This window comes from Polymorphospora sp. A560, from assembly GCF_045781765.1.
Lineage (GTDB): Bacteria > Actinomycetota > Actinomycetes > Mycobacteriales > Micromonosporaceae > Polymorphospora > Polymorphospora lycopeni.
The window spans coordinates 796,200-811,657 of record NZ_CP122282.1 but is presented as its reverse complement, the minus strand read 5'-3'; the positions used below and the strand labels follow the sequence as shown (position 1 = coordinate 811,657).

Sequence of the window (15,458 nt, the reverse complement as noted above, 5' to 3'; positions counted from 1 at the left end):
CCGGTCCGGCGACAGCGGGTTTCAGCGGGTCACCCGCAGTACCCGGTAGCCCTTCTGGCTGGCGTGCCGGTCGACCCGGAAACCCTGCTCGACCAGCCAGCGGTGCAGCGAGTCGCCGCCGAGGTGCCGGGCCACGACGAGCCAGCCGACCCCGTCCGGCGCGAGCCGGGGCAGCCAGCGGGTGAGCATGGCGTGCAGTTCGGCCTTGCCGATCCGGATCGGCGGGTTCGACCAGATCTGGGCGAAGACGATGTCGTCGGGTACGTCGTCGGGCGCGGCGACCCGGACCCGGTCGGCGACGCCGATGCGAGCCGCGTTCTCGCCGGCGAGTTCCCGGGCACGGGCGTTGACATCGACGGCGTGGACGGTGGCGGCCGGCGCGACGGTCGCCAGCGCGCACGCGATCGGCCCGTAACCGCAGCCCAGGTCGAGCAGGTGGCCGGTACCGGCCGCGGGCAACTCGCCCTTGCGCAGCAGTACGGCCGTGCCGGGGTCGAGCCGCCCGGCGGAGAAGACGCCGCCGGTGGCGACCAGGGTGAGACCGTGCCCCGCCACGGTGAACTCGATGTCGCGGCGCTGATCGGGGCTGGTCGGTTCAGCGGTGAAGTAGTGGTCGCCGGTCACGTCAGGCATTCTCGCCCACGGCGTACCCGGCACCGCCCCTGGCTCCTGCGGTGCGAAAAGTACTGTTCATGCAGAAGGTCCACTCTTTCGATTGACGCAAAACCTCAAGTGCGGTAAGGGATCTCCAACCTCCGTTACCCTGACCGGCATGGTGTACGGGCACCGGCCGCACCCCGACGGACGTCCATCCCCGCCGGGCCGCGAGCACGCCCCACCCAGCCCCTACGCCCGGTTCAGCCGGTCACCCCAACCACCGTCCGGCCCACCCGACGAGGCGGCCGACCCACGCCGCCCGGCCGCTTCCGATGGCCGCAAACCGCCCCGGCCGCACCCGCCCCCGGCCGGCACCGGGTCGATCGCGGACTACCTGCCCAGCTACCTGCCTGCCGAGCCCCCTACCTCCGGCCACCGCCGTCGCCCGGCCACCGAGCCGTACGCACCTCCGGACGACCGACCCGCGGTCCCGCGCGGTCCCGCGAACGACCCGTCACCGGCGGGTCGTCGCCGGGCCCGGGCCGACGCGGACACCCCACCTGCTCCGACACCCCGGCCGGCACGGACGGCCCAGGGACGGCCCGGCCCGGTCCCCCCTCCCGCACGGACGCCCCCCGACCGCCCGGCGCCGTCACCCGTGCCCCGGCGCCAGCCGGCACCGCCCGGCCCGCCCCGGGCCCTCCCACCGTCGCCCGCCCCGACCCGTGCCCTGCCACCGGCGCCGGGTTCCGCCCGCCCGGCCCTGCCACCGGCAGCTTCCGCCCGCGCCCTGCCGCCGGCACCGGGTCCCACCCGGTCGGGCCCGCCACCGGCGGGTTCACCGGCCGGCCCCGCCCGGCCCCGGCCAGCCCCGGCACCCGAACCCGGGCGGGACACCACCATCGGCGGCCCTGTCGCCAACCGCCCCTCGGCGAAGGCGAAACTCCAGGCCCTGATAAGCGGGATCGCCGTGGTGGTGCTGCTCGGCGTCTGCGGCCTCACCTCCTACTTCCTCGTCGCCGACGAGCGCAAGGGACGCGACGCCCGCGCCGCCGGCGGCCCGGCCGCCGCACAGCCGCGCGACATCACCTCACAGGCCGTCGATCCGGCGCCGCTCACCGTCGAAGAGGTCTTCCCCACCGCCGACCTCGTCATCAACCCGAAGGAGCCGCCCTACCAGGTGTTGAAGACCGAGGTGGCGCCGGACTGCGCGGGCGCGGCGGGCGGCGGCATCGCCGAACTGCTCGGCGGTGCCGGCTGCACCCAGGTCGTACGGGCCACGCTCCGGTCGCCGAGCGGCGAATACCTGCTCACCGCCGGGATCTTCAACCTGGTGGACGAGGCCGCCGCCGGCCGGGTCCACAAAGGCATCAAGCCACTCGTCGCCGAGGAGAGCGGTCGCTTCCAGGGCATGGTCGCCGGAGCCGGCACCGAACCCGTCGTCCACTCGTCGGGCCAGGTCGGCTGGCATTTCCGGGGTCACTTCCTGGCGTACGCGGTCATCGCGAAGGCCACCGGCGACGAGATCGATCCGGGCGACCAGCACGCCCGGCAGATCCTCTACGACGTCATCGAGCTACACCTGCGCGGCACCGTGCTGGAGCGCCGGGCGACCGTCGCCGACGGGGAGGCCGGGCCGGCGGCCGCGACTCAGCCCGGTAGCTGAGGCTCGACCCGCAACCGGCGGGTGGTCTCGGCCCGGCTCGCGTACGCGGCGGGGTCCTCGGGATAGCCGACCGCGACGAGGGTCAGCCCGTGCGCCGGCGCCACGGTCACCTCGCTGGACCGTTCGCGGTGCCGCAGCAGGCCGGCCGGCCAGTCCGGCGGGCGGCGCCCGTCGCCGACGACGAGCATCGCCCCGACCAGGCTGCGCACCATCGACTGGCAGAACGCGTCGGCCTGCACGGTCGCGACCAAAATGCCGGCGGTGTCGCGTCGCCAGTCCAGGCGGGTGACCTCGCGCCGGGTGGTGGCGTTCTCCTTGCGCCGGCAGTACGCCGCGAAGTCGTGCTCGCCGACCAGGCCGGCGGCGGCCGCGTTCAACCGGTCGAGGTCCAGCGGCCGGGGCCAGGCCAGGATCTCGTGCCGGCGCACCGGCTCGACCCCGTGCGCGGCGTCGGTGACCAGGTACTCGTACCGGCGGTAGGTGGCCGCGAACCGCGCGTCGAAGTCGTCGGGGACGGCGGTGGCCGCCCGTACCCGGACGTCGCCGGGAAGCATGCCGGACAGCCGGCGGACGAGCGTGTCGGCCCGGTCGGCCCAGGCCGCGGCCGGCAGGTCGACGTGGCACACCTGCCCGGAGGCGTGCACGCCGGCATCGGTCCGGCCGGCCACGGTCAGCCCGGTCACCGCCTCCGGGCCGAAGATCCGGTGCAGGGTCTCGGCCAGGACGCCGGCGACCGTACGCCGCCCGGGCTGTGCCGCCCAGCCGGAGAAGTCGGTGCCGTCGTACGCCACGTCCAGCCGTACCCGGGTTCGTCCGTCCACTTCGTACTCCTGAAATGACCGGGCCCGGCACCCCGTGGCGGGGTGCCGGGCCGGTGTGCCTTGCTGGGCGGATTACTTGGTGTCTTCGCCCTCGGCCTTGTCGCCCGGGCCCTCCGCACCGTGGTCGCCGGACGCCGACTCCGGCGCCTCGGCGTCCTGGTCCGCTTCGGCGGCGGCCGGCTTGGTCGCGGGCTTCTCCGCCTCGGCGGGGGCGAGCGCCTCGACCTTGTCCTGCTGGGCCGCCTTGCGGGCGGCCGACTTCTTGCCGCCGCCGGACTCCGCGACGACGAGCTCCTCGACCAGCTCGATGATCGCCATCGGGGCGGCGTCACCCTTGCGCGGACCGGTCTTCACGATCCGGGTGTAGCCACCGGGACGGTTGGCGTAGCGCGGCGCGATCTGGTCGAACAGCGTGTAGACCACGTCCTTGTCGCGTACGACGGTCAGCACCCGCCGACGTGCGGCCAGGTCGCCGCGCTTGGCCTTGGTGATGAGCTGTTCCGCGAGCGGGCGCAGCCGCTTGGCCTTCGTCTCGGTCGTACGGATCTTGCCGTGCTGGAACAGCGCGGTGGCCAGGTTGGCCAGGATGAGCCGCTCGTGCGCCGGGCTGCCGCCGAGGCGGGGGCCCTTGGTGGGCGTGGGCATTGTTGGTGCTCCTCAGTATTGGCAGCGGATCTTAGAGCTGCTCGGTCTCGCGGTAGTCGTCGGTGTCGTAGTCAACCTCGCCGAAGGAGTCCACGACGTTCGCCGGGTCGAAGTTGGGCGCCGAGTCCTTCAGGCCCAGCCCCATGCCGGCGAGCTTCATCTTGACCTCGTCGATCGACTTCTGACCGAAATTCCGGATGTCGAGGAGGTCGGCCTCGGTACGCCCGATGAGTTCACCAACGGTGTTGATGCCCTCGCGCTTGAGGCAGTTGTAGGACCGTACGGTCAGGTCCAGCTCCTCGATCGGCAGCGCCAGATCGGCGGCGTGCTGGAGGTCACCCTGCGACGGGCCGATGTCGATGCCCTCCGCGGTCTCGTCCAGCTCGCGGGCCAGGCCGAAGAGCTCGACCAGGGTCGAGCCGGCGGACGCGATCGCGGTCCGCGGCCCGATCGACGCCTTGGTCTCGACGTCGATGATCAGGCGGTCGAAGTCGGTGCGCTGCTCGACACGGGTCGCCTCGACCCGGTAGGTCACCTTCAGCACCGGCGAGTAGATCGAGTCGACCGGGATGCGGCCGATCTCGGCGCCGGCCTGCTTGTTCTGCGCGGCCGTCACGTAGCCGCGGCCCCGCTCGACGGTCAGCTCCATGTCGAGCCGGCCCTTGCCGTTGAGGGTCGCGAGCTTGAGGTCGGGGTTGTGCACCGAGACACCGGCCGGGGGCTGGATGTCACCGGCGGTGACGTCGCCCGGGCCCTGCTTGCGCAGGTACATGCTGACCGGCTCGTCGACCTCGGAGCTGACGCTCAGTTCCTTGACGTTCATGACGAGCTCGACCACGTCCTCCTTGACACCGGGGATCGTGGTGAACTCGTGCAGCACGCCGTCGATCTTGATCGACGTGACCGCCGCGCCCGGGATGGACGACAGCAGCGTACGCCGCAGCGAGTTGCCGAGCGTGTAGCCGAAGCCGGGCTCCAGCGGTTCGATGGTGAACCGGGACCGGGTCTCGCTGATCGACTCCTCGGTGAGGGTCGGCCGCTGGGTGATGAGCACTGCGTTCTCCTTGTGCCGGGGCGCCCACCATTTGACGCCCGCAACCAATGTGGTGTGGAGCGGCCCCGCCGGCTCACGCCGGCGGGGCGGTGCTCCGGACCGGCCCTGACGGGCCGGGTGAGCCCCCGGTCGACCCGTCGGGTCGGTCGGGGCCGGTCGGCCACGAGGGCCGGCCGGACTACTTGGAGTAGAGCTCGACGATCAGCTGCTCCTGGACCTGCGTGTCGATGACCTGGCGGGCCGGGAGCGAGTGCACGAGGATCTTCATCTGGCTCGGGATCGCCTCGAGCCACGCCGGAACGGTGCGCGAGCCGGCCTCGGCCTGCGCCACGATGAACGGCGTCATCTCCTTGGACTTCGCCCGGACCTCGATGATGTCGTGCTCCTTCACGCGGTACGAAGGAATGTCGACCTTCGTGCCGTTGACCGTGAAGTGGCCGTGCTTGACCAGCTGGCGGGCCATGTCGCGGGACTTGGCGTAGCCAGCCCGGTAGACCACGTTGTCGAGCCGCGACTCGAGGATCTGGAGGAGGACCTCACCGGTCTTGGCCTGCTTGGCCACCGCCTCCTCGTAGTAGCCGCGGAACTGCCGCTCGAGCACGCCGTAGACGCGGCGGGCCTTCTGCTTCTCGCGGAGCTGGAGCAGGTACTCGGTCTCCTTGGTCCGACCGCGGCCGTGCTGGCCGGGCGGGAAGGGACGCGATTCGAACGGGCACTTCGGCCCGTCGCACTTGCTGCCCTTGAGGAACAGCTTCATCTTCTCGCGCCGGCAACGACGGCAGTCGGCACCCGTGTAACGAGCCATCTCTATCTACCTCTCAGACCCGGCGACGCTTCGGCGGACGGCACCCGTTGTGCGGCTGCGGCGTGACGTCGGAGATCTGCCCGACCTCGAGGCCGACGGCCTGCAGCGAACGGATGGCGGTTTCCCGGCCGGAGCCGGGGCCCTTGACGAACACGTCGACCTTGCGCATGCCGTGCTCCATCGCCCGACGGGCAGCCGCCTCGGCGGCGAGCTGCGCGGCGAACGGGGTCGACTTGCGGGAGCCCTTGAAGCCCACCTGGCCAGCGGAGGCCCAGGAGATGACCGCACCGGTCGGGTCGGTGATCGACACGATGGTGTTGTTGAAGGTGCTCTTGATGTGCGCCTGCCCGTGGGCGACGTTCTTGCGTTCCTTGCGCCGGACCTTCTTTACAGCGGCTCCGGCACGAGCCTTAGGTGGCATAAGTCAGTGCGCTCCTGTTTGTTTCCAAAAGATCGGTTGCTGATCGCACGGCCGTTCTCGGCGGCTCGCCGCCGTGCTCTTCGACGGCGAACGACCCGTCTGACCCCGTCAACTTCCGTAGACCCCAGATCGGTAGCGGCCCGGTCAACCACGACGGCGAACGACCACCAATTCCGATCGAGGACCTACTTCTTACCGGCCTTCTTCTTGCCGGCGACGGTCCGCTTCGGGCCCTTACGGGTACGGGCGTTGGTGCGGGTCCGCTGCCCCCGGACGGGAAGACCACGGCGGTGCCGGATGCCCTCGTAGCAGCCGATCTCGACCTTGCGGCGGATGTCGGCGGCGACCTCGCGGCGCAGGTCGCCTTCAACCTTGTAGTTGGCCTCGATGTGATCGCGGAGCTGGACGAGCTCCTCGTCGGTGAGGTCCTTGGTGCGCTTGTCGGGGCTGATGCCGGTCGCGGTCAGGGTCTCGATCGCGCGGGTCCGGCCGACCCCGAAGATGTAGGTGAGCGCGATCTCCAACCGCTTGTCGCGGGGGAGATCGACGCCGACTAGACGTGCCATGTGCGGGCGTACTCCTCGTGTTTTCCTCACGGAGGTCTGTGCCCGACCCACCCCGCCTGCCCAGACGGGCCCCGGCCTCCGACCGGGGGTCTGCCGCGCGTGTGCGCCCTCAGGGGCGAAACTCCCGCGGCTGGGACGAGCTTGTTCGGTTGTGCGATCTGCCAGCGGCAGGGACTCAGCCCTGGCGCTGCTTGTGGCGCGGGTCGGTCTTGCAGATGACCATGACCCGGCCGTGCCGCCGGATGACCCGGCAGTTGTTGCAGATCCTCTTGACGCTCGGCTTGACCTTCACGGTTTGCCTTACTTCCCATCTACACCCGGCGACGCGACGCGTCACGCGCCGGACTTCGAGGACGGACACGGGGACATCCCGGCCGTCGTCAGGTGTTACTTGTAGCGGTAGACGATGCGCCCGCGGGTCAGGTCGTAGGGCGAGAGCTCGACGACTACCCGGTCCTCGGGCAGGATGCGGATGTAGTGCTGCCGCATCTTGCCACTGATGTGAGCCAGCACCTTGTGACCGTTGGCCAACTCCACCCGAAACATCGCGTTCGGCAGTGGCTCGATGACCCGGCCTTCGATTTCAATGGCCCCGTCTTTTTTCGGCATGTCCTCCGCTGTCCTGACGTCGGTTTATCCGGATGGCACACAACACCTTTCACGGACCACCCCGCCCGCGGGGGACATGCCCCTCGCGACGTGGAACGATCCGCGCCAGCCGCGGCTCCAAGACCCACCGGAAGCGCGGGGTGGGCATGATGGAGTGGACGCTGTGCGCCGATCAGCCAGTGTACGCGCGCCCAGGTATCGACGGCAAACCGAGGTCTTGGTCACCCGACCGCAGGTCGCGGTTCAGTCGTCGTCCTCGTCCTCAGATTCCTTTTGTGCCTTTTTGCGCGCTTTCTTCTCCGCTTTGGCCTGCCGCTTACGGGCTTCCTTCGCCGCCCACTTCTGTGGCTCGCCGGTGACCAGCCCGCTGATCGTGATCGCGATCAGCACCGCCCCCCACGGCCCGGCCACCCATCCCGGCCAGAAGTAGATCAGCTCCTGGCTCATCAGGCAGATGACCGCCCAGATGCCGACCACGATGCCGACCGTGAGGCCGTAGCCGTCCCACGTGTCGGCCAGCCAGCGCCGCGTCGCGTGCGGATAGCGCCCGTCCGCCTCGGGCGCCACGAACTCGCCCTTCTCCCCGATCGGCACGAGCTGCGCCTTCGCCGCGGGGATGGTGCCCGGCAGGTCCGAGAGCAACCCGTCAAGATCGGCGTACGTCTTCGCGAGGTAGACCTGCTGTAGCCGTTCGTCGTATTCGTGCAGTTCAAGCCGGCCTTCGCCCAACGCGACCCGGAGTTGCTCGGCGACCGCCTCCCGATCGGAGTCCGCCGCGCGCATGTCTTCACGCCGATCCATGCCTACGAGGATGCCACCTCCGCCCCAGGAGGTTCGCGCCGGTCGACCGTCCGTGCCGCCGGGCGTCGCCGTCACGCCGGCGACGACGTCGCCGGCTGTCGCGCGGTCACCAGATCGCCCAGCCGGCCCCGGCCGCCGTCCGGTGCGGTCAGCACCCAGATGCCGTCGTCGAGGATCGCCGAGGAGTGCTCGACGTGCGCCGCGACCGACCCGTCCCGGGTGACCACGGTCCAACCGTCGGCCAGCTCGGCGGTCTTGGGCGATCCCATCGTGATCATCGGCTCGATCGCCAGCGCCATGCCCGGCACCAGCGCCGGGCCACGTCCCGGCCGGCCGTGGTTGAGCACGTGCGGGTCCTGGTGCATCTCGGTCCCGATGCCGTGCCCGCCGTACCCGTCGACGATGCCGTAACGGCCGCCCTTGCGAACCGCCGTCTCGACGGCATGGGAGATGTCGGTGAGCCGCCCCCGGCCGGCGGCGGCACCCTGGGCCGCCGCCGCGATACCCGCCCACATCGCGTCCTCGGCGACCTCGGCCATCCGCAGCAGGGCCGGGTCCACGTCGCCCACGCCCACCGTGATCGCCGCGTCCCCGTGCCAGCCGTCGAGTACGGCCCCGCAGTCGATCGAGATGAGATCGCCGTTCCGCAGTACCTGGCGCGGTGACGGGATGGCGTGCACGATCTGCTCGTTCACCGAGGAGCAGATCGTGGCCGGGAACCCGTGGTAGCCCTTGAACGAGGGGACCGCCCCCGCGTCCCGGATCACCGACTCGGCGATCGCGTCCAGATCGGCCGTGGTGATCCCGGGCGCCACCGCCTCGCGCATCCGGGCCAGGGCAGCCGCGACGACCAGCCCCGCGGCACGCATCAGGTCGATCTGCTCAGGGGTCTTTAGCTGGATGTTCAGCCGCTGACGGCGCATTGGAGGTATCGGGCCTTCCGTTGACGGTCGCGGCGCGTGCCGAGGAACCGGTACGCGACCACTTGATCGAGCCTAACCGCCGTACGACCGCAGTGCGTCGATAGCCCGTACCGTGACGTCTTCCACCGGCCCGGTCGCGTCGATACCGACCAGCTTGCCCTGGGCGCCGTAGTAGTCGACCAGGGGCGCCGTCTTGTGCGCGTATTCGACCAGCCGCTCGGCGATCGTCTCGGCCTTGTCGTCGTCACGCTGGAAGAGGTCGGCGCCACACCGGTCGCAGACCCCTTCCCGCGTGGTCGCGTCGAACTCGACGTGCCAGATCTTGCCGCAGCCCCGGCAGGTGCGCCGGCCGGAGAGCCGCCGGATCACCTCGTCGTCGTCGACGACCAACTCCATGACGAGGTCGAGCGCGGTCCCGAGGTCGGCGAGCAGCTTGTCCAGGGCCGCGGCCTGCGGGGTCGTCCGGGGGAACCCGTCGAGCAGGAACCCCTCGGCAGCGTCCGGCTCGGCGAGCCGGCCCCGGACCATGTTGATGGTGACCTCGTCCGGGACCAGCTTGCCCGCGTCCATGTACCGCTTGGCCTCGACTCCCAGCGGGGTGCCCTGGGAGACGTTGGCCCGGAAGATGTCCCCCGTCGAGATCTTGGGCACGGACAGGTGAGCGGCGATGAACTCCGCCTGGGTCCCCTTCCCCGCCCCCGGGGGGCCAACCAGAACCAGTCTCATTTACCGCAGGAACCCTTCGTAGTTCCGCTGCATGAGTTGACTCTCGATCTGCTTCACGGTTTCCAATCCGACGCCGACCATGATGAGCACCGCGGTGCCACCAAACGGGAAGTTCACGTACTGGTCGCTGTTGAGCCAGATGAAGAAGAAGTTCGGCAGGATCGAGATGAGGCCCAGGTAGAGCGCGCCCGGCAGGGTGATCCGGCTCAGGATGAAGTCGAGGTACTCCGCGGTCGGCTTGCCCGGGCGGATGCCGGGGACGAAACCGCCGTACTTCTTCATGTTGTCCGCGACCTCGGTCGGGTTGAACGTGATCGAGACGTAGAAGTACGTGAAGAAGATGATCATCAGGAAGTAGACCGCGATGTAGATCGGGCTACGCGGGTCGGCCAGGTTGTTCTGCACCCAGATCTGGACGTCGCCCGGGTCGTTCGGGTCGAAGAACTGAAGGCCGAGCTGGGGCAGGTAGAGCAGCGACGAGGCGAAGATGACCGGGATGACACCGGCCTGGTTGACCTTCAGCGGGATGTAGGTCGAGGTACCGCCGTACATCCGGCGGCCGATCATCCGCTTCGCGTACTGCACCGGGATGCGGCGCTGCGCCTGCTCGATGAAGACCACCGCGGTGATGACGATCAGCACCAGGGCGATCACGAGGGCGAACATGCCCCAACCGTTGGTGGTCTTGATCGACCAACCCTCGCTGGGGAGCCGGGCGGCGATCGAGGTGAAGATCAGGACCGACATGCCGTTGCCGACGCCGCGGTCGGTGATGAGCTCGCCGAGCCACATGACCAGGCCGGTGCCGGCGGTCATCGTGATGACCAGAACCGTGACGGTGAGCCAGGTCGGCAGACCGGTGCCGGTGGGGATGATCGCGAACTGCGGGTCGGTCTGCGGGCAGTTGCCCTGGAAGAGCTGGCCGGAGCGGGCCAGCGCGACGAAGGCCGACGCCTGGAGCACACCGAGCCCGAGAGTCAGGTAGCGGGTGTACTGGGTGATCTTCGCCTGACCGGACTGGCCTTCCTTGCGAAGCTGCTCGAGTCGCGGGATCACGACTGTGAGCAGCTGCAGGATGATCGAGGCTGTGATGTACGGCATGATGCCGAGCGCAAAGACCGACAGCGAGAGCAGCGCTCCACCGGAGAAGAGGTTCAGCAGTGTGAAGACACCGCTGGTCTCCCCGTTCTCCATGGCGTCGATGCAGTTCTGCACGTTGCCGTAGGACACGCCGGGGCTGGGGATCGTCGCGCCGAGCCGGTAGATCGCGACGATAGCCACTGTAAACAGCAGCTTCTTGCGCAGGTCAGGCGTGCGGAACGCACTGCTGAAGGCGGAGAGCAACTCTTTCCTCCTGCGCGAGGCGGGCCGCCGGCTGAGTCAGTGGCGGTCAGGGTTGGTCCCGGGCGGGTGGGGCCCGAAATCCATGGCTGGGACTCGGACTGTAACAGTCCAATCGGTTTCAGGGCAGGTCCGTCCTGCCACATCCACCGGCACCGATATTAACGGGACGATTGGTCCCTTAGTAGACCGTGGCGCCCGCCAGTTGGTTCCAACTGATCGGACGCCACGATCCCAGTACTTCCTTACAGCTCTGTTACCGAGCCACCGGCAGCGGCGATCTTCTCCTTGGCCGAGGCGCTGAACGCCTGGGCCGACACCTGGAGCTGGACGCCGCCCAGCTCACCGGTGCCGAGAACCTTGACCGGCTGGCCCTTGCGCACCGCGCCGGCCTCGACCAGCTCGGCCGGGCCCACCTGGCCGCCCTCGGGGAAGAGTTCCGCGAGCCGGTCCAGGTTGACCACCTGGAACACGACCTTGTTCTTGTTCTTGAAGCCCTTCAGCTTCGGCAGGCGCATGTGGATAGGCATCTGCCCACCCTCGAACGCCGCCGAGATGTTCTTGCGGGCCTTCGAACCCTTGGTGCCTCGACCGGCGGTCTTGCCCTTGGAGCCCTCACCGCGACCCACACGGGTCTTGGCGGTCTTGGCACCGGGGGCCGGACGAAGGTGGTGAACCTTGATCGTCATTAGTCGACCTCCTCGACCTTCACGAGGTGGTTCACGGTGAAGATCATGCCCCGAATCTCGGGCCGGTCCTCCTTGACCACCACGTCGTTGATCCGCTTGAGACCGAGCGACCGCAGCGACTCACGCTGGTTGCGCTTGGCACCGATCTCGGACCGGAGCTGGGTGACCTTGAGACGTGCCATCGTCATGCCCCCACACCCGCGCGGGCTGCCAGCATGGCCGCCGGCGCGACGTCCTCGACCGGAAGACCCCGACGGGAGGCGACCGCCTCCGGCGATTCGAGGGCCTTCAGAGCGGCCACGGTCGCGTGCACGATGTTGATCGGGTTCGACGAGCCGAGGCTCTTCGAGAGCACGTCGTGGATACCGGCGCACTCCAGCACGGCACGCACCGGGCCACCGGCGATGACACCCGTACCGGCGCTGGCCGGCTTGAGCAGGACGACGCCAGCGGCGTCCTCGCCCTGCACCGGGTGCGGGATCGACGCGGCGATCCGGGGCACCTTGAAGAAGTGCTTCTTGGCCTCCTCGACGCCCTTGGCGATCGCCGCGGGCACCTCCTTGGCCTTCCCGTAGCCCACACCCACGGTACCGTCACCGTCGCCCACGATCACCAGGGCGGTGAAGCTGAAGCGACGACCACCCTTCACGACCTTGGCCACCCGGTTGATGGCGACTACCCGCTCAAGGTGCGGGGTCTTCTCGACGGGCGCGTTTCCGCGGCCGCCCTCACGGCGGTTGTCGCGGCGACCACCCTCGTTGCCACCGGACCCGCCGCCACGGCGCTGTTGACCTGGCATCAGCAGCCTTCCTTCCTTCTCGTGACGGGGTTAGAACTCAAGCCCGGCTTCGCGGGCGGCGTCGGCGAGCGCGGCGAGACGCCCCGCATACCGGTTGCCACCACGGTCGAAGACGACCTTGGAAACACCAGCGGACTTGGCGCGCTCGGCGAGCAGTGCGCCGACCTTGCCCGCCAGGGCGCTCTTGTCACCCTCGGCACCGCGGATCGACGCGTCCAGGGTCGACGCCGACGCCAGGGTGTGTCCCTTGGTGTCGTCGACGATCTGGGCCGTGATGTGCCGCAGCGAACGGGTGACGACCAGGCGCGGACGCTCGGCGGTGCCACTGATGCCCTTGCGGACCCGGAAGTGCCGACGCGCCCGCCCGACGGCGCGCTTGGCAGCGACGCCGCGACGACGCTTGAGCAGCGTGGCGGTCACTTCTTACCTGCCTTTCCAGCCTTGCGGCGGATTACCTCGTCGAGGTACTTGACACCCTTGCCCTTGTAGGGCTCCGGCGGACGGATCTTCCGGATGTTCGCGGCGACCTCACCGACGAGCTGCTTGTCGATGCCGGCCACGTGGAACAGCGTCGGCTTCTCCACCGTGAAGGTGATGCCCGCCGGCGGCGTCACGACGACCGGGTGCGAGAACCCGAGCGCGAACTCGAGGTCGCTGCCCTTGGCCGCGACCCGGTAACCGGTGCCCCGGATCTCCAGGCTCTTGCGGTAGCCGTCCGTCACTCCGACGATCATGTTGGCGACCAGGGTCCGGCTCAGGCCGTGCAGTTCCTTGGCGCGCCGCTCGTCGTTCGGCCGGTTGACGTGCAGCTCGCCGTCCTCGCTGCGCTCAGCCGTGATCGGCTCGGCGAGGGTGTGCGACAGCTCGCCCTTCGGGCCCTTGACCTTGACGGTCCGCCCGTCGATCGTGACCTCGACGCCCGCCGGCACCGGGATCGACTTACGTCCAATACGCGACATTATCGATCATTTCCTTCGTTCGCGACTGCGGGGCTCCGCTTCGCGGCGTACTTGGTGCTCACGCCAGGGCCCCCGTTACCAGACGAAGGCGAGGACTTCCCCGCCAACGCTCCGCTTGCGGGCCTGCCGGTCGGTCAGCAGCCCCTGCGACGTCGAAATGATCGCCACACCGAGTCCACCGAGCACCCGCGGGAGCCCGTCCGACTTGGCGTACACCCGCAGACCGGGCTTGGAGACGCGCTTGATGCCGGCCAGGCTCCGCTCGCGGTTCTGGCCGTACTTCAGTTCGACGACCAGTCGCTTGCCGACGGCGCCCTCCGCGGGCTCCTCGACCGACCAGGTCGCGATGTAGCCCTCGGCCTTGAGGACCTCGGCGATGTTCGCCTTGATCTTCGAGTAGGGCATCGACACCTGGTCGTGGTACGCCTGGTTGGCGTTACGCAGACGGGTGAGCATGTCTGCGATCGGGTCGGTCATCGTCATGGGTTCTGTCAGCCTTTCTCGCCGGGGTTCCCGGGGCTCGCGCCCCGGGCCTACGGCGAAGAGCAATAGCTAGTTACCAGGAAGCCTTGGACACGCCGGGCAGCTCACCGCGGTGAGCCATCTCCCGGATGCACACCCGGCAGAGGCCGAACTTGCGGTAGACCGCCTTCGGACGCCCGCAACGCTGGCAGCGGGTGTACGCGCGAACCGAGAACTTCGGCTTCGCGGCCGCCTTGAGGATCAGCGCCTTCTTGGCCATTCGCTCAGTTCTCCTTGAACGGGAAGCCCAGGAACTTCAGCAGCGCCCGGCCCTCGTCGTCGGTCGTGGCGGTCGTGACCACCGTGATGTCCATGCCCCGCTGACGATCGATCCGGTCCTGGTCGATCTCGTGGAACACCGACTGCTCGGTCAGACCGAACGTGTAGTTGCCGTTCCCGTCGAGCTTGCGCCCGTCGAGACCGCGGAAGTCGCGGATACGCGGCAGCGCGATCGACAACAGCCGGTCGAGGAACTCCCACATCCGGTCGCCACGCAGCGTGACCTTGGCACCGATCGGCATGCCCTCCCGCAGCTTGAACTGCGCGATGGACTTGGTGGCCCGACGCACCTGCGGCTTCTGGCCGGTGATCGTGGCCAGGTCGCGGACCGCGCCCTCGATCAGCTTGGCGTCGCGGGCAGCCTCACCGACACCCATGTTGACGACGATCTTGACGAGGCCGGGCACCTCCATCGGGTTGCCGTACTTGAACTGCTCGCGCAGCTGCCCGATGATCTCGTTGCGGTACCGCTCCTTGAGGCGCGGGGTGATCTTGGTCTCGGTAGCCGTGGTCATCACAGGTCCTTACCGTTGCTACGCGCGATGCGGACCTTCTGGCCGTTGTCGTCGAACCGGTACCCGACCCGGGTCGGCTTGCCGTCGGAGTCGAGGATCTGCACGTTCGAGACGTGGATCGGAGCCTCCTGGGTGACGATGCCACCGGTCTTCGCGCCGCGCTGGGTGGTGCGGATGCGTTCGTGCTTCTTGACTCGGTTCACGCCCTCGACCAGGACCTTGTCCTGCCGCGGGTAGGCCGCGATGACCTTGCCCTTGGCACCCTTGTCCTTGCCGGCGATGACGATGACCGTGTCGCCCTTCTTGACCTTCACAGTCACAACACCTCCGGGGCGAGGCTGATGATCTTCATGAACCGCTTGTCCCGCAGCTCACGCCCGACAGGCCCGAAGATACGGGTCCCGCGCGGGTCACCACCGTCCTTGATGATCACGGCGGCGTTCTCGTCGAAACGGATGTACGAACCGTCCGGGCGCCGCCTCTCCTTGGCGGTGCGGACGATGACCGCCTTGACGACGTCGCCCTTCTTCACACCGGCACCCGGGATCGCGTCCTTGACGGTGGCCACGATGACGTCGCCGATGCCCGCGTAGCGCCGACCGGAGCCACCGAGCACCCGGATGCACAGGATCTCCCGGGCACCCGTGTTGTCGGCGACGCGCAGTCGCGACTCCTGCTGAATCACGTCTATCTCCTATGTCTGCCGGTTCTCCGGCCGCT

Annotated in this window: 24 protein-coding genes; 1 reads left to right on the top strand and 23 read right to left on the bottom strand. The window is 69.1% G+C overall.

What is annotated here, in order from left to right; translation table 11 throughout:
* Positions 1–21 precede the first annotated feature (21 nt).
* Positions 22–624, bottom strand: coding sequence for a class I SAM-dependent methyltransferase (locus QCD66_RS03845; protein WP_375736435.1), 603 nt, complete (start codon positions 622–624; stop codon positions 22–24).
* 946 nt (positions 625–1,570) lie between these two features.
* Here QCD66_RS03845 and QCD66_RS03840 point away from each other — a divergent pair.
* Positions 1,571–2,263, top strand: a complete 693-nt coding sequence (locus QCD66_RS03840; protein ID WP_407566999.1) for a hypothetical protein — start codon at positions 1,571–1,573, stop codon at positions 2,261–2,263.
* On the opposite strand, the gene truA is transcribed toward QCD66_RS03840, so the two are convergent.
* From truA to rplN, 22 genes are all read right to left on the bottom strand, one after another.
* A complete protein-coding gene (truA, locus tag QCD66_RS03835; RefSeq protein WP_357534080.1) occupies positions 2,248–3,084 on the bottom strand; it encodes a tRNA pseudouridine(38-40) synthase TruA in 837 nt (278 codons plus the stop codon). The genes QCD66_RS03840 and truA overlap by 16 nt on opposite strands.
* A 72-nt stretch (positions 3,085–3,156) precedes the next feature.
* Positions 3,157–3,729 (bottom strand): 50S ribosomal protein L17, encoded by a 573-nt coding sequence (gene rplQ / locus QCD66_RS03830; RefSeq protein ID WP_364210829.1) that lies wholly within the window; start codon positions 3,727–3,729, stop codon positions 3,157–3,159.
* A gap of 31 nt (positions 3,730–3,760) precedes the next feature.
* The gene (locus QCD66_RS03825) at positions 3,761–4,783 is read right to left on the bottom strand and encodes a DNA-directed RNA polymerase subunit alpha (protein ID WP_357534084.1); all 1,023 of its coding nucleotides are present in this window, start codon (positions 4,781–4,783) and stop codon (positions 3,761–3,763) included.
* A 178-nt stretch (positions 4,784–4,961) separates the two neighbouring features.
* Positions 4,962–5,588, bottom strand: a complete 627-nt coding sequence (gene rpsD, locus QCD66_RS03820; protein ID WP_357534086.1) for a 30S ribosomal protein S4 — start codon at positions 5,586–5,588, stop codon at positions 4,962–4,964.
* Between the two features lie 13 nt (positions 5,589–5,601).
* Positions 5,602–6,009 carry a 30S ribosomal protein S11 gene (gene rpsK, locus QCD66_RS03815; RefSeq protein ID WP_007073011.1) on the bottom strand — a complete coding sequence of 136 codons (408 nt, stop codon included), beginning with the start codon at positions 6,007–6,009 and terminating at the stop codon, positions 5,602–5,604.
* Between the two features lie 185 nt (positions 6,010–6,194).
* Positions 6,195–6,575, bottom strand: a complete 381-nt coding sequence (gene rpsM, locus QCD66_RS03810) for a 30S ribosomal protein S13 (RefSeq protein WP_357534088.1) — start codon at positions 6,573–6,575, stop codon at positions 6,195–6,197.
* A 175-nt stretch (positions 6,576–6,750) separates the two neighbouring features.
* Positions 6,751–6,867: a 50S ribosomal protein L36 gene (gene rpmJ / locus QCD66_RS03805; RefSeq protein WP_212822987.1), complete on the bottom strand. Its 117-nt coding sequence runs from the start codon at positions 6,865–6,867 to the stop codon at positions 6,751–6,753.
* A gap of 95 nt (positions 6,868–6,962) precedes the next feature.
* A complete protein-coding gene (gene infA, locus QCD66_RS03800; protein WP_007073013.1) occupies positions 6,963–7,184 on the bottom strand; it encodes a translation initiation factor IF-1 in 222 nt (73 codons plus the stop codon).
* 243 nt (positions 7,185–7,427) lie between these two features.
* Positions 7,428–7,985, bottom strand: a complete 558-nt coding sequence (locus QCD66_RS03795; protein ID WP_375733954.1) for a DUF1707 domain-containing protein — start codon at positions 7,983–7,985, stop codon at positions 7,428–7,430.
* Positions 7,986–8,056: 71 nt separating this feature from the next.
* Complete coding sequence (map, locus tag QCD66_RS03790; protein ID WP_364210821.1) at positions 8,057–8,908, bottom strand: type I methionyl aminopeptidase; 852 nt, start codon at positions 8,906–8,908, stop codon at positions 8,057–8,059.
* Between the two features lie 72 nt (positions 8,909–8,980).
* Positions 8,981–9,634, bottom strand: a complete 654-nt coding sequence (locus QCD66_RS03785; protein WP_357534092.1) for an adenylate kinase — start codon at positions 9,632–9,634, stop codon at positions 8,981–8,983.
* Positions 9,635–10,978, bottom strand: a complete 1,344-nt coding sequence (gene secY, locus QCD66_RS03780; RefSeq protein WP_357534093.1) for a preprotein translocase subunit SecY — start codon at positions 10,976–10,978, stop codon at positions 9,635–9,637. It lies immediately after the preceding gene.
* Between the two features lie 242 nt (positions 10,979–11,220).
* A complete protein-coding gene (gene rplO / locus QCD66_RS03775) occupies positions 11,221–11,664 on the bottom strand; it encodes a 50S ribosomal protein L15 (RefSeq protein ID WP_357534094.1) in 444 nt (147 codons plus the stop codon).
* Positions 11,664–11,846, bottom strand: a complete 183-nt coding sequence (gene rpmD, locus QCD66_RS03770) for a 50S ribosomal protein L30 (protein WP_212827709.1) — start codon at positions 11,844–11,846, stop codon at positions 11,664–11,666. Before rpmD ends, rplO begins: the two co-directional genes overlap by 1 nt.
* Positions 11,847–11,848: 2 nt before the next feature.
* On the bottom strand, positions 11,849–12,463 hold the full coding sequence (rpsE, locus tag QCD66_RS03765) for a 30S ribosomal protein S5 (protein WP_357534096.1): 615 nt from the start codon (positions 12,461–12,463) through the stop codon (positions 11,849–11,851).
* A gap of 30 nt (positions 12,464–12,493) precedes the next feature.
* Complete coding sequence (rplR, locus tag QCD66_RS03760) at positions 12,494–12,871, bottom strand: 50S ribosomal protein L18 (protein WP_364211005.1); 378 nt, start codon at positions 12,869–12,871, stop codon at positions 12,494–12,496.
* A gap of 8 nt (positions 12,872–12,879) precedes the next feature.
* Positions 12,880–13,422 (bottom strand): 50S ribosomal protein L6, encoded by a 543-nt coding sequence (gene rplF, locus QCD66_RS03755; protein ID WP_364210816.1) that lies wholly within the window; start codon positions 13,420–13,422, stop codon positions 12,880–12,882.
* 75 nt (positions 13,423–13,497) lie between these two features.
* Positions 13,498–13,905, bottom strand: a complete 408-nt coding sequence (gene rpsH / locus QCD66_RS03750; RefSeq protein ID WP_364210813.1) for a 30S ribosomal protein S8 — start codon at positions 13,903–13,905, stop codon at positions 13,498–13,500.
* A 73-nt stretch (positions 13,906–13,978) separates the two neighbouring features.
* Entirely contained in the window at positions 13,979–14,164 is a 186-nt protein-coding gene (locus QCD66_RS03745; protein ID WP_007073023.1) for a type Z 30S ribosomal protein S14, read from the bottom strand.
* Positions 14,165–14,168: 4 nt separating this feature from the next.
* Positions 14,169–14,738, bottom strand: a complete 570-nt coding sequence (gene rplE / locus QCD66_RS03740) for a 50S ribosomal protein L5 (protein ID WP_375733953.1) — start codon at positions 14,736–14,738, stop codon at positions 14,169–14,171.
* Entirely contained in the window at positions 14,738–15,058 is a 321-nt protein-coding gene (rplX, locus tag QCD66_RS03735; RefSeq protein ID WP_364210807.1) for a 50S ribosomal protein L24, read from the bottom strand. Before rplX ends, rplE begins: the two co-directional genes overlap by 1 nt.
* Positions 15,055–15,423 carry a 50S ribosomal protein L14 gene (rplN, locus tag QCD66_RS03730; protein WP_212823021.1) on the bottom strand — a complete coding sequence of 123 codons (369 nt, stop codon included), beginning with the start codon at positions 15,421–15,423 and terminating at the stop codon, positions 15,055–15,057. The genes rplX and rplN overlap by 4 nt, the downstream gene beginning before the upstream one ends.
* Positions 15,424–15,458 lie beyond the last annotated feature (35 nt).